Origin of the sequence: Vreelandella sp. 21, assembly GCF_050995515.1 — a bacterium.
Taxonomy (GTDB): Bacteria; Pseudomonadota; Gammaproteobacteria; order Pseudomonadales; family Halomonadaceae; genus Vreelandella; species Vreelandella alkaliphila.
Map to the genome: position 1 here is coordinate 2,561,909 of NZ_CP194673.1, position 12,065 is coordinate 2,573,973.

Here is a 12,065-nt window from a genome sequence, read left to right on the forward strand (position 1 = left end):
TTTTAATTAAAACGCGGGGCATTTGGCAAACTTAAGCCTTGTGTATCTTTGGCTGAAAGTACCGGAGATTGCTGGCTTGCCAAGGGCCACTGAATATTAAGGGTGGGGTCATCCCAACGCAGCGATACTTCATCCCCTGGGGCGTAGTAATCGGTGCATTTGTACTGAAATTCGGCTTCTTCACTGGTGACATAAAAGCCATGGGCAAAGCCGGGGGGCACCCAAAGCATTTGTTTGTTATGCTCGCTGAGCGTTACACCTACCCACTGGCCGAAGGTTGGCGAACTTTGACGCATATCTACCGCCACATCGAAGACTTCGCCTTGAGTTACCCGCACTAGCTTGCCTTGAGGCTGTTGGTGCTGGTAATGCAAGCCACGCAAAATGCCATGGGCGGATTTGCTGTGATTATCCTGCACGAATGTGTGATGACCACAGTGAGCTTCGAATTCGCTTTGGCGAAAGGTTTCCATGAAGAAGCCACGCTCATCACCGAAGACTTGGGGGGTAATGAGCACAACATCAGGAATGGCGAGTTTTTCGTATTGCATTAAACATCCTTTAGCCATTGCCAAATTTGTTTAGCCACGGATGCTCACTGAAAACACGGATAAAATCGTTTAGGCCACGGACACTCACGGAAAACACGGACAAGGTCAAAAGCAACAACCAATAAAGTCAAAAACCAATAAAGTCAAAAACCAATAAAGTCAAAAACCAATAAAGTCAAAAACCAATAAAGAATTTAAGGTTTTGTCCGTGCCGTCCGTGAGTGTCCGTGGCTAAACAGGTTTTCAGTGAGTGTCTGTGGCTAGATATTATCGTTTAGTTATCAAAAGGCGCTGTAGGTACTTGCCGTATTGGGTTTTGGCGAGAGGCTTGGCCAGTTCGTCTAGGCGTTCGTCGCTAATCCACTGGTGTTGCCAAGCGATCTCTTCAAGGCAGGCGATTTTTAGACCTTGGCGGTGTTCAATGGTTTGCACGTATTGGCTGGCTTCTAGCAAGCTGTCGTGGGTGCCGGTGTCTAACCAGGCAAAGCCGCGGCCAAGGCGTTCTACGCGTAAATCACCACGCTTTAGATAGGCGTTATTCACACTGGTAATTTCTAGCTCGCCACGCTCTGATGGCATTACGTTTTTGGCAATTTCAACAACATCGTTATCGTAGAAATATAAGCCAGTAACAGCATAAGCCGACTTGGGCTTTCTCGGTTTCTCTTCGATAGAGATCGCGTGGCCCTGCTCATCAAATTCAACTACGCCAAAGCGTTCAGGGTCTTTCACCAAATAGCCAAATACCGTCGCGCCCGATGTGTGCGAACTGGCGCGCTTTAGCTGATCGGAAAAGTGCTGTCCATGAAAAATGTTGTCGCCTAATACCAAGCAAACGGGGCTTTCGCCAATAAACGCTTCCCCAATGATAAACGCTTGGGCTAGTCCATCGGGGCTAGGCTGCTCAGCGTATTCCAGGCGAATGCCAAAGTCTTCGCCGGTGCCTAGTAGGTTTTGGTACTGGGGAAGGTCTTCCGGCGTTGAGATAATCAGAATATCGCGGATACCGGCCAGCATAAGCACTGAGATCGGGTAGTAGATCATCGGCTTGTCATAAATTGGCAGGAGTTGCTTGGATACACCTCGGGTAATGGGATGTAACCGCGTACCAGAGCCACCGGCCAAGATAATGCCTTTTCTTTGTGAGCTTTGGCTCATAGGGGTCTCTTTAATCATTTTCGCTACGTATTATTGGCCACGGATACTCACTGACAACACGGATAAGGGCAAAACATAACAACAAAAAATCTGTGGGTTTTTATCCGTGGATTCCGTGAGCGTCCGTGGCAAGCATCCGTTATTGGCCACGGATACTCACTGACAACACGGATAAGGGCAAAACATAACAACAAAAAATCTGTGGGTTTTTATCCGTGGATTCCGTGAGCGTCCGTGGCTCAAAAACTATCTAGGTGTTCTTTCAGCGTTAATACCAGCTGGCTTTGCCAGGTGGGCATGGTGATGCCAAGTGCGTTTTCTAGCTTGCTTACTGCCATGCGTGAATTCAGTGGGCGCTTGGCGGGTGTTGGGTACTCTGCCGTGGGTATACCTGCGGTACCTTCCGGCGTAATCGCTAGCGTTTCCCCTGCTTTACGGGCTTGGTTAAAAATCTCACTGGCGAAGCCATGCCAGTTGGTTTCCCCCCTGGGGGCTAAGTGGTAGATGCCCATGGTTATGTGGGGGGTGAGGTGTGAGGCATTGGGAGTAAATGCCAATGCGCTCACTTGGGCAATTAGGCGTGCAGGGGTAGGCGCGCCAATTTGATCATTAACAATATTCAGCGCTTCACGCTCACGGCCCAGGCGCAGCATGGTTTTCATGAAATTATTGCCGCGGGCGGCGTATACCCAGCTGGTCCGGAATATCAGGTGCTGGCAGCCGCTTTCAATAATGGCAAGGTCACCTTCCAGCTTGGTTTGGCCGTAGATGCTTAGCGGGCTGGTGGGGCTGTCTTCCTGCCAGGGTGTTTCGCCGCTACCTGGATATACGTAGTCGCTTGAGTAGTGCACCAGCGTAATGCCCTGCTTCACTGCATACGCGGCTAATTGTATCGGCAGTTCAGCGTTTAAGCGCTTCGCCTGTTCCGGCTCACTTTCGGCTTTATCAACCGCTGTGTAGGCAGCAGCGTTAAGGATTAACCCTGGCTGGTGTTTGACTAGGTAAGCATCCACCGCATCTGCATTGGCTAGGTCGAGTTCATCCCGCGTCGGGGCCAGAACAGTGCCAAAAGGAGCAAACTGGCGCTGGAGTTCAAAGCCTACTTGGCCATTGCCGCCGGTGATGAAGATGTTCATGGGGTAATCCATTTTGGCCACGGATACTCACTGAAAAACACGGATAAGGGCAAAACATAAAAACAAAAATCTTTGGGTTTTTATCCGTGGATTCCGTGAGCGACCGTGGCAAGCATTCGTTATTGGCCACGGACACTCACTGACAACACGGATAAGGGCAAAACATAAAAACAAAAATCTTTGGGTTTTATCCGTGGATTCCGTGAGCGTCCGTGGCAAGCATTCGTTATTGGCCACGGACACTCACTGACAACACGGATAAGGGCAAAACATAAAAACAAAAATCTTTGGGTTTTTATCCGTGGATTCCGTGAGCGTCCGTGGCTAGTCCGGAGCTGTAAATTAAACAACGATTCGTTTGATAAATGTTTTAGGAAAAGTGAAATTAATGAGCAACCCTACTTGTAAGCCAGTGGCTCGAAGGTAGTTGATCAGCTGGGGCTCTGCTGAGGCAGGTAGCTGGCTTTGCGCTTTCAATTCTAGAATAACTCTGTTTTCAACTAGCACATCTAAGCGGTGCTCACCTACCAAGCACTGCTTGTAATAGATATTGACGGGCTTCTCTGTTTCAACCTCAAGGCCAATAGATCGAAGCTCAATTGCTAATGCTCTTTGGTAGATGCTTTCTAAAAAACCTGGCCCCAGCTGCTTACTGACCTCAAACACTGCGCCTCTGATTTGATATGTGAGCGCTTCTTCCTTGAGCATTTTTTCCCCTTATGCTTTTTGCCAAGGACACTCACTTCCGTGGCAGTGCCTTGTAATTGGCCACGGATACTCACTGAAAAACACGGATAAGGACAAAACATAAAAACAAAAATCTTTGGTTTTTATCCGTGGATTCCGTGAGCGTCCGTGGCAAAAATCAAATGCTGCCCAGGCGCTGGCCTTGGTAGCTGCCGTCTTGTACGCGCTTCCACCAGGTTTCGTTGGCGAGGTACCACTCGACGGTTTTTCGTAGGCCGGTTTCAAAGGTTTCTTCTGGCTTCCAGCCCAGTTCACGTTCAATTTTGCTGGCATCAATGGCGTAGCGTACGTCGTGGCCGGGACGGTCTGTCACGAAGGTGATTAGTTGTTTATGTGAATCGTGAGTAGTGAGTGGTAAGTGGTGAGAATTACCCTTCACTTTGTATGGCACTAGCTCATCCAAAATCTCACAGATCGTCTCTACTACATGTAAATTAGTTTGTTCGTTGTGGCCGCCGATATTGTAAGTTTCGCCTACGTCACCTTCGGTGGCGACTTTGATCAGGGCGCGAGCGTGGTCTTCTACATATAGCCAATCGCGGATTTGCTGGCCATCGCCGTATACCGGTAGCGGCTTACCAGCCAGGGCGTTGAGGATCATCAATGGAATTAGCTTTTCTGGAAAGTGGTATGGCCCGTAGTTGTTAGAGCAGTTGGTAACCAGTGTGGGCAAGCCGTAGGTACGTTGCCAAGCGCGAACCAAGTGGTCTGAGCTGGCTTTACTTGCCGAGTATGGCGAGCTGGGCGCGTAGGGCGTGGTTTCTGTGAAAAGGTCGTCCGTGCCTTCTAGGTCACCATACACTTCATCTGTACTAATATGATGAAACCGGAACGCTTCTGCTTTGTCGGCATCTTGCTGCTGCAGTTTTTTCCAGTAGGCTCGGGCGGCTTCTAGCAGAACTGCTGTGCCAACTACGTTGGTTTGAATAAACTCTGCAGGCCCGTCAATAGAACGATCTACGTGGCTTTCTGCTGCGAGATGCATTACTACATCGGGCTGGTGCTGTTCAAACACTTGCTGCATCGCAGGCGCATCGCAAATGTCTGCTTGCACAAACGTGTAGCGCTCACTGTCGGCGACACTTACCAACGATTCTAGATTGCCTGCATAAGTGAGCTTATCAACATTCACGACATGGTTGTCGGTGTTATGGATTAACTCACGAATAACGGCAGAACCAATGAAACCTGCCCCGCCGGTAATGAAAAACGTTTTACTCATGCTGCAATCTCAATAACTGTCTTATTGGCTATCTTATTAACGCTGACACTAGCGTGTGCTTTGCCGTAACTCTAAATTTTCACGCGCTTCTTTTGCTCTGCTGCTAGCTTCTTTAACTGCCTTTTTAGCTGCAGCGAGCGCCTTTTTATCTTCCTGCTCTTTGGCATCAGCTAGGATTTCTTGAGCGGCTTTTAAATCGGCGTGGCAGGACTGCAGGTATTTACGAGCCCCTATCACATCGCTAGGCAATTCAGACTGACGTTTCTTTTTGTCTACATCTGAATGATAGGCGGCAATGGCATCGTTGATATCGTCGTACCAAAAGGCGCTGCCTTGTTTGAGATAAACACCTGCTTGGCAAAGCTCTTTCAAAATACCTTCTGAGTGGGAAACCATTATCAAAGAGGCTTGACCCGTTTTCGATTCAAATAGCTCTTTAGCTTTGGCTTTAAACGCACGATCACCAACGGCAGTGGCTTCATCGGAAATATAGACATCAAAATCAAATGCGAGCGATAAACCAAACGAAATACGTGATTTCATGCCCGATGAATAAGTACGAATGGGCTCATCAAAAGCTGGGCCAATTTCTGCGAACTCTTCAACGAATTTGATAACCCGTTTGACTTCTTCGGGGTCACTACCTTGCACGCGTGCAACGAATTTAACGTTTTGGCGCCCCGTCATGTTTCCCTGCATTCCCCCTGAAAGTCCTACCGGCCAGGAAACACGGCTATGACGAATAACCTCGCCACGTTCAGGGGTGTCCATACCAGCAATAAGACGCAAAAGTGTCGATTTACCTGCTCCGTTCGCGCCTATTAAGCCAACACTCACGCCCATAGGTATGGTGAAATTGACGTCTTTTAGTACCCAGTCGCTACCATGATGGTTGTGGTAACGCTTGTAGAGGTGTTTGATTTCAATCATTTTAAATTCGTGAATAGTGAGTGGTGAATAGTGAATAGGAAATTCATGGGCAAGTAAGTTTCACCGACTCTTTAGGTGTTTAATAAGTAGCAAGCCGTAAGCGAACCGCACTACAAATTGATATCAAGCGGTTTGCTGTTGCGCTGATAAAGCGCTTCTAGTTCATGTTTGAGCGCGTGTTTGGCAGTTTGTTCGCCGTGTACCAGGCGTATGGTGTGAGGCCAGCGGCGCATGCGCTTGACGAAATTAATCAGATCTTTTTGATCTGCATGGGCGGAGTAGCCGCTAATTGTGGTAATACCGGCGTGAATATCGATACGCTGACCATCAATTTCAACCCAACCGCCCTGTGGGCCATATTGCTGTATCGCTCGCCCTGGCGTGCCTGCCCCTTGATACCCCACGAACAATACCTGGTGGCGCTCATCACCTAGCATGGCTTTTAGGTAGTTCATGATACGCCCACCCGCACACATGCCACTGGCAGCAATGACTACCGCTGGGCGACCGGTTTTTGCTAGGTATTGGACAGTTTGCTCGTGGGCTTCGTGGCTTTCTACGGTGTAAAGGTTTTCGAAATTAAGCGGGTGGCGACCACTGCGTACGCGGCGTTGGGCTTCCTTGTCCCAGTAGGGTTTTAACTGGCGGTACACACGGGTAAAGCGCGCTGCCAAAGGGGAGTCGACGATAATTTCTAGCTGTTGCCACTGGCTGTTTTTGTTGCGCTTGGCTTCATGGACAATGCCTTCTAGCTCGTATAACAGCTCTTGTGTACGGCCTATACTGAAGGCTGGCACCATCACTGTACCGCCGTTACCAAGGGCTTTTTCTATGGCATTTTTAAGCGTGGCACGGCGCTTGCGGCGGCCTACGTGCTGGCGGTCTCCGTAGGTGCTTTCGAGAATTAGCTGGTCGCAACCGTAGGGTGATTTAGGTGCAGGTAGTAGTGGTGCGTAGGGTGCCCCTAAATCACCGCTAAAGATAATCCGTTCTTTGGCTCCATTGGCGTGCTGATGAGCTATTTCTACGTAGCTAGAACCGAGTATGTGGCCTGCCCGTTTGAGCTTGACGCGGGTAGTAATGCCCTGCTTACCCTTTTCGTAATCATTCACAACCGTGTGCCATTTGCCGTAAGGCACGCTGACAATTTGTGATTCAAGCTGCGCTTGAAAGCGCTGGATCAGATCTGCATTACGCGTGAAGCCGATCTTTAGGGCGTCTTCAATCACTAGTGGTAGCAGTATGGCCGAAGGAACCGAGCAGATAATGGGGCCTTTATAACCCGCCGCCAGCAGGTAAGGCAGCCGCCCCACGTGGTCAATATGTACGTGAGTAATGATCAGAGCTTTAACGGTACTGATATCAAATTCAATTTGCAGCTGTTGGAAATGGTCTTGCGCTGCGTCTTCACCTTGAAAGAGACCGCAGTCTACTAGTAACGAGTGTGTACTATTGAGGATGAGCTGATGACAGCTGCCCGTTACGCCTGTTGCGCCACCGTGGTGGATGATATCTAACATCGAAAAGTCCTTTTTCGGTGGCGCTAGCCGCCGTTGCGGGTGCCTCGGTTTCGCTCGTTCCTCGCGACCTCGTTACACCGCACTACGATGTGCATTGATTTTGTAGCGCGGTGTAAGCGTCAGCGCACCCGCGGGGGCATCAATGCGGTGCTGACTGCAAGCCTTTGGGCGGCTTCGCCGCCGTTGCGGGTGCCTCGGTTTTGCTCGTTCCTCGCGACCTCGTTACACCGCACTACGATGTGCATTGATTTTGTAGCGCGGTGTAAGCGTCAGCGCACCCGCGAGGGTATCAATGCGGTGCTGACTGGAGGCCTTTGGGTGGCTGCGCCGCCGTTGCGGGTGCCTCGGTTTTGCTCGTTCCTCGCGACCTCGTTGCGCCGTACTACGATGTGCATTGATTTTGTAGCGCGTGGTAAGCGAAGCGCACCCGCGGGGGTATCAATGCGGTGCTGACTGGAGGCCTTTGGGCGGCTTCGCCGCCGTTGCGGGTGCCTCGGTTTTGCTCGTTCCTCGCGACCTCGTTACGCCGCACTACAAGGGGCACCGCTCGGCTACAACGGTACTCATCAATCCCTATGATCTTTCACAATCATCATGATCATGCTGAGGATGAAGGCTAGGAAGATGGTGATGATGGCGAACACACTGCTGTTGTAAAGGCGGTTTGGTTCGGTTGGGTATTCTGGGAATAGCGGACTTTGCAGCACACTCACCTGCTTGAGCTGGCGGGCAGCTTCTAAGCGGGTGTTTTCCAACGCCGCTAATGCGCTTGAATAAGTTTCTTGAGCAAACTGAGCCTGAAGTTCTAGTGTTTCGTATTCAGCCGATACGCGGTTTAACGAATCACCCGTTGCCTGGGCTAAGCGGTCGCGCTGCTCAACAATCTGGTCGCGCAATGCGGTGATACTGCGTTCGACTTGGCGCAGCTCAGCTGACTGCGAGCTCTGAAAGCTTGCCAATGCATTGCGTTGCGCTTGCAGACGGGCTAAGTCACCTTCTAGCGTAGCGACAACTTGGTTAATACTTTCTACCGTTGAGGTAGGCGACACTAGGCCGTACTCGTTTTGAAATTCGAGCAACTCATTGCGAGTGTCGCGGAAACGATCTTCCAAGCGAATCATCTGCTGTTCTAAAAAGCGCACCTGCTCTTCGGCTAAGCGATGACCCATTTCATTCATGTGATTTTCGCCCGCTTCTAGCAGCAGTGCAGCCATATCTCGGGCGAATTCAGGGGTGTAACCCTGAACGTGAATATTCAGAACACCGGCATACTCATCCAGCTCTATCTCTACTCGGCGTAGGTAATATTTATGCAGGTCTTCAATGGGGACATTTGGATCACGTAACTTGGCAAAAATATCACCGTGCTCATTGTAGTGTTGGCGAATATCAAGCTGTTCATCCAGCAAACGCAACATATCAACAGACAATAAGTGCTCACGCAGTAGCAATAAATCGTGGGTATTACCACTGCCTCCCCCCATTAACGAGGAAAGACTAAATTCAGGTGTGGCGACTTGTGGGCTTTCTAGCACCACCGTTGCACGGGACACATAGCGCTCTTCTGCCCATACAAACCAATAAAAAGACACCAGTAGAATAGCGACAAATGCTAATGCCCAGTGAGGCGATGTTTTTACAAATCGACGTAATGAAGCTTGCATGAATTATTTTGCCTTTAACTTATCAACAAAGCGCAGGTGCATCAGTAGCCCTAGCGATATTAAAGTAAACGTGAACAACCACATGTAAAGCATGCTGGTACCTTGCACCACTTTATAGTTTTCAAAAAAGCCTAAGCGAAGTGTTTCTAACCCATGAGGGATTGGGTTCAGCATTAAGTATTCCAGCAGCCAATGAGGCAGACTATTTAGTGGCAAAATAACGCCAGAAACGATTAATAGCGGCAGCGAAATCATCCGAATGACAATACCGATCTCAGGCACCAGTGTTGCAATAACAGACGTTACCAGCCCTAAACCCAACCCTAAGCTCCAAAGTGACAACCAGGCGGCCATCACGCGGATCGCATTATCTGGGTAAAGATCCAACCCCAGCATTAATCCACCGCCAATAAAAATCAGAAAAACCAAACTGCGTAGTGATCCTTCCAGAAAATTACGCACTAAAACCGGATCAATCGGCTGTACTTGACGGTAAGCGAACAACGCTTTATTACCGTCAATTGCCCCCATACCTCTTATCATCCCTTCACGAACCAGGAAGAACCCCATCAAGCCTGCGATCATCCAAGGAATAAAATCAGCATTTGCAATAAAACCTCCACCGCGAACAAAACTGCGCATGCCTACCATAATGCTGACGAGCGCGACGGGTTCAAAGATCATCCAGAACCAGCCCATGCGATCGCCCATGGTGCGGGAGAGCGCCTCGCGCACGAACATGGCGTACCAAACGCTACGGGTAACTTGCCAAGGCGTACGGGCGCCCTTAGGCGCGCCTTTTACATTTGCCATAGCTCTACTTTTTGAAAGTGAAATAGGTTATGCGGCTTTTAATTTGCCACGGACACTCACTGAAAACACGGACAAGGTCAAAAGAATAATCTTTAGTTTTATCCGTGCTTACCATGTCTTCCGTGGCTAGAGCCGTTACAGATCAACTGCGACGCGGGTGGCGACAGCAATTTGGAATAGAATCTGCGTGAGCGTAGATGCTAGCTGCAGGTTGTGGGTAGGTGCGGCAGGCATGACCAGAATTTCATCGCCAGGGCGCAGGTTAACGTTGCGGGCATTTTCTACCGCGCCGTTCTGACGAACCACTAGAATGTGGTCTTCATCTGCGCGGTTAGTGAAACCACCAGCGCTTTCGATGTAGTCAATCACGTTCATGCCAGGGCGATAAACAGCGGCTTGGGGTACGAGCACTTCACCACTAATGAGCATCGAATCGCTCAACTCAGGAATGGTGATGACGTCACCATCTTGCAGGCGAATATCCGAAATTTGGTCGTTATAGGCGACCACTAAACGGCCACTAGGCTCTAGTTCGCGGGCACGCTCAATGAAGTTTTGGATTAGTTCGGCTTCTTGGGCACGAATTTGCGCTTCTTCATTAGTGCTGGATTCAGCACTGAGATAGGTAGTTTCTAAGCGACGCAGGCTGTCTTCCATAGACTGCTTTTGCTGCTGCCTAACGCTTTCACGCTGTAGCGAGATACTTTCCACCGCGGTCATGTTTTCCGGTACGGGGATGGCATCTAGCAGTTCGCTTAAGCGTGCATCGCGGGGTAACGCGTAACGTGAAGGCCCATAGTAGCTGCCCTCCACTTCAACCACGATGGTTTCACTACGCTTGTCGGCGCTGAACAGGACTTCATCGCCACTACGAATGGTTTGACCGTAGAACATGTCGATAGGGAAATATTGTGCAATAGGCCCATCTTCACGGTTGCCGCGTAGCAGAACATGGGAAACACCGCTTCTTAAGCGCGCCAGATTCACTAACTCAGCGCCGCTTAACTGATTGCCCAGTAATTCATAACGGTGTTCGCGGTGCACATCGCCCCCCACCGCAATCGCCGGTCCGCGCTCTTCGACCACAATGGTATCGCCATCTTCAAACTGCGGCCGAGCAATAGAACCATTGATAAGAAAGTCGTATAGGTCGACCGTGGCAACCGTACGGTCGTTTCGCATTACACGAATTTGCCGGTAACTACCCAAGTCTTGGTCGATACCGCCTGCTTGATCAAGAAAATAGAGTACTGAGTCGTTCGGTGTGCCTGCGAAACGGCCTGGATTTTCAACATACCCGGTGACAAAAACAGCAACGGGCTGAACACCCTGCACGTTGGTGTAAACTTGTACGTTTTCTGGGTAAACCGATGTGATGGCACCGCGCACACTGCTCTCTACCTGCTGGCTGTTTTGGCCCTCTACATTTAATGGGCCAGAACCAGGAATAAAGATATTGCCTTGAGCATCCACCGGTAACACGCGCTCAAACTCAAACGCACCCCAGGCACGCACGGTAATTTGATCACCGGGCTTTACTTGGTAGCTAGCATTCAAGCCATCACCCATCGCGCCACGAAAGCCACCGCTAAACAGGTTGGCCCCGAACGGGGGTAATTCATCTGGGTTTTGCGGCTGTGCGCTGACGGGCCCATAGGTGCCGCTACGCCAATCGGCACGTGGCGTATCATCTACCTGTTCTTGCTGCTCACGGGTTTGCCCTTCCGGCAAAATAGTATTAGGTAGGCTAATGCTTTGTGCCCAGCCCGTCGTGCTTACGGCACTACTCATAATAACCAGCGAAGCAACGGCAAGAGGGCGTTTAAACGAGAGCCGTTTAAGAAGACGAATAGCGTTCATTTTAGCGCCCTTGTGCTGCAGTGGATGTCGCGGAAGTGCTTTGGCTTAGCACTCGCTGATTAACCCAACCATTGGGAGTCTCACAGGTGAGCGCGATGCGTGCAGCGCCACTTCCTGATTCTACTACCCGCAGCTGTCGACACGCTCTACCACTGGCCGCAAGGTAAGGGGCGTCTGCAACGATTTCGACGTTATCACCCCAAGGGCTGCGCACCAGGTTCATAACTGCCCCAGCAGGTGCTTGAGATAAAAAGCCATTGAGGTTGTCGTCACTCAGCAGTTTAGCTGAGTCGGTATTCAGCACATACCGCGCTTGCTGTTGAGTGCTATTGGGATAGGTAGCGCAGCCGCTTACTACGGCAACGCTTAACGCTGCCAGCAGCATGCGAGCTGGCCGCGTTAGAAAAAATGGGCTATTTGACATGATGATTTCCAGTAAAAAGGCACGCTACCGCCCAGGGATT

11 protein-coding genes are annotated in these 12,065 nt (G+C 50.2%); all 11 read right to left on the bottom strand.

Annotation, left to right across the window (positions count from 1 at the left end):
- Positions 1 to 2: 2 nt before the first annotated feature.
- The 11 genes from rfbC to ACN06F_RS12005 all read right to left on the bottom strand — a co-directional run bounded on the left by rfbC (position 3) and on the right by ACN06F_RS12005 (position 12,025).
- Positions 3 to 551 carry a dTDP-4-dehydrorhamnose 3,5-epimerase gene (gene rfbC, locus ACN06F_RS11955; protein WP_433923979.1) on the bottom strand — a complete coding sequence of 183 codons (549 nt, stop codon included), beginning with the start codon at positions 549 to 551 and terminating at the stop codon, positions 3 to 5.
- A gap of 267 nt (positions 552 to 818) precedes the next feature.
- Positions 819 to 1,709 carry a glucose-1-phosphate thymidylyltransferase RfbA gene (gene rfbA / locus ACN06F_RS11960; RefSeq protein ID WP_433923980.1) on the bottom strand — a complete coding sequence of 297 codons (891 nt, stop codon included), beginning with the start codon at positions 1,707 to 1,709 and terminating at the stop codon, positions 819 to 821.
- A gap of 239 nt (positions 1,710 to 1,948) precedes the next feature.
- A complete protein-coding gene (rfbD, locus tag ACN06F_RS11965; RefSeq protein ID WP_433923981.1) occupies positions 1,949 to 2,845 on the bottom strand; it encodes a dTDP-4-dehydrorhamnose reductase in 897 nt (298 codons plus the stop codon).
- Between the two features lie 342 nt (positions 2,846 to 3,187).
- Positions 3,188 to 3,553 carry a GxxExxY protein gene (locus ACN06F_RS11970; protein WP_423621676.1) on the bottom strand — a complete coding sequence of 122 codons (366 nt, stop codon included), beginning with the start codon at positions 3,551 to 3,553 and terminating at the stop codon, positions 3,188 to 3,190.
- Positions 3,554 to 3,710: 157 nt separating this feature from the next.
- Positions 3,711 to 4,814: a dTDP-glucose 4,6-dehydratase gene (gene rfbB / locus ACN06F_RS11975; RefSeq protein WP_433923982.1), complete on the bottom strand. Its 1,104-nt coding sequence runs from the start codon at positions 4,812 to 4,814 to the stop codon at positions 3,711 to 3,713.
- A gap of 48 nt (positions 4,815 to 4,862) precedes the next feature.
- Complete coding sequence (locus ACN06F_RS11980; protein ID WP_038485969.1) at positions 4,863 to 5,744, bottom strand: ABC transporter ATP-binding protein; 882 nt, start codon at positions 5,742 to 5,744, stop codon at positions 4,863 to 4,865.
- Between the two features lie 110 nt (positions 5,745 to 5,854).
- Positions 5,855 to 7,264 carry an MBL fold metallo-hydrolase RNA specificity domain-containing protein gene (locus ACN06F_RS11985; RefSeq protein ID WP_433923983.1) on the bottom strand — a complete coding sequence of 470 codons (1,410 nt, stop codon included), beginning with the start codon at positions 7,262 to 7,264 and terminating at the stop codon, positions 5,855 to 5,857.
- A 566-nt stretch (positions 7,265 to 7,830) separates the two neighbouring features.
- The gene (locus tag ACN06F_RS11990; RefSeq protein WP_433923984.1) at positions 7,831 to 8,928 is read right to left on the bottom strand and encodes a chain-length determining protein; all 1,098 of its coding nucleotides are present in this window, start codon (positions 8,926 to 8,928) and stop codon (positions 7,831 to 7,833) included.
- 3 nt (positions 8,929 to 8,931) lie between these two features.
- Positions 8,932 to 9,741: an ABC transporter permease gene (locus ACN06F_RS11995; protein WP_433923985.1), complete on the bottom strand. Its 810-nt coding sequence runs from the start codon at positions 9,739 to 9,741 to the stop codon at positions 8,932 to 8,934.
- 135 nt (positions 9,742 to 9,876) lie between these two features.
- Positions 9,877 to 11,601 carry a polysaccharide biosynthesis/export family protein gene (locus tag ACN06F_RS12000; RefSeq protein ID WP_120386660.1) on the bottom strand — a complete coding sequence of 575 codons (1,725 nt, stop codon included), beginning with the start codon at positions 11,599 to 11,601 and terminating at the stop codon, positions 9,877 to 9,879.
- Between the two features lies 1 nt (position 11,602).
- A complete protein-coding gene (locus tag ACN06F_RS12005; protein WP_120386659.1) occupies positions 11,603 to 12,025 on the bottom strand; it encodes a DVU3141 family protein in 423 nt (140 codons plus the stop codon).
- Positions 12,026 to 12,065: the final 40 nt, after the last annotated feature.

Bases quoted from the DNA above. Each gene is read 5' to 3' on its own strand.
- rfbC (WP_433923979.1), bottom strand. From the start codon at position 551: ATGCAATACGAAAAACTCGCCATTCCTGATGTTGTGCTCATTACCCCC.
- ACN06F_RS11995 (WP_433923985.1), bottom strand. From the start codon at position 9,741: ATGGCAAATGTAAAAGGCGCGCCTAAGGGCGCCCGTACGCCTTGGCAA.
- ACN06F_RS11985 (WP_433923983.1), bottom strand. From the start codon at position 7,264: ATGTTAGATATCATCCACCACGGTGGCGCAACAGGCGTAACGGGCAGC.
- ACN06F_RS11990 (WP_433923984.1), bottom strand. From the start codon at position 8,928: ATGCAAGCTTCATTACGTCGATTTGTAAAAACATCGCCTCACTGGGCA.
- ACN06F_RS12000 (WP_120386660.1), bottom strand. From the start codon at position 11,601: ATGAACGCTATTCGTCTTCTTAAACGGCTCTCGTTTAAACGCCCTCTT.
- rfbA (WP_433923980.1), bottom strand. From the start codon at position 1,709: ATGAGCCAAAGCTCACAAAGAAAAGGCATTATCTTGGCCGGTGGCTCT.
- rfbB (WP_433923982.1), bottom strand. From the start codon at position 4,814: ATGAGTAAAACGTTTTTCATTACCGGCGGGGCAGGTTTCATTGGTTCT.
- ACN06F_RS12005 (WP_120386659.1), bottom strand. From the start codon at position 12,025: ATGTCAAATAGCCCATTTTTTCTAACGCGGCCAGCTCGCATGCTGCTG.
- ACN06F_RS11970 (WP_423621676.1), bottom strand. From the start codon at position 3,553: ATGCTCAAGGAAGAAGCGCTCACATATCAAATCAGAGGCGCAGTGTTT.
- rfbD (WP_433923981.1), bottom strand. From the start codon at position 2,845: ATGAACATCTTCATCACCGGCGGCAATGGCCAAGTAGGCTTTGAACTC.
- ACN06F_RS11980 (WP_038485969.1), bottom strand. From the start codon at position 5,744: ATGATTGAAATCAAACACCTCTACAAGCGTTACCACAACCATCATGGT.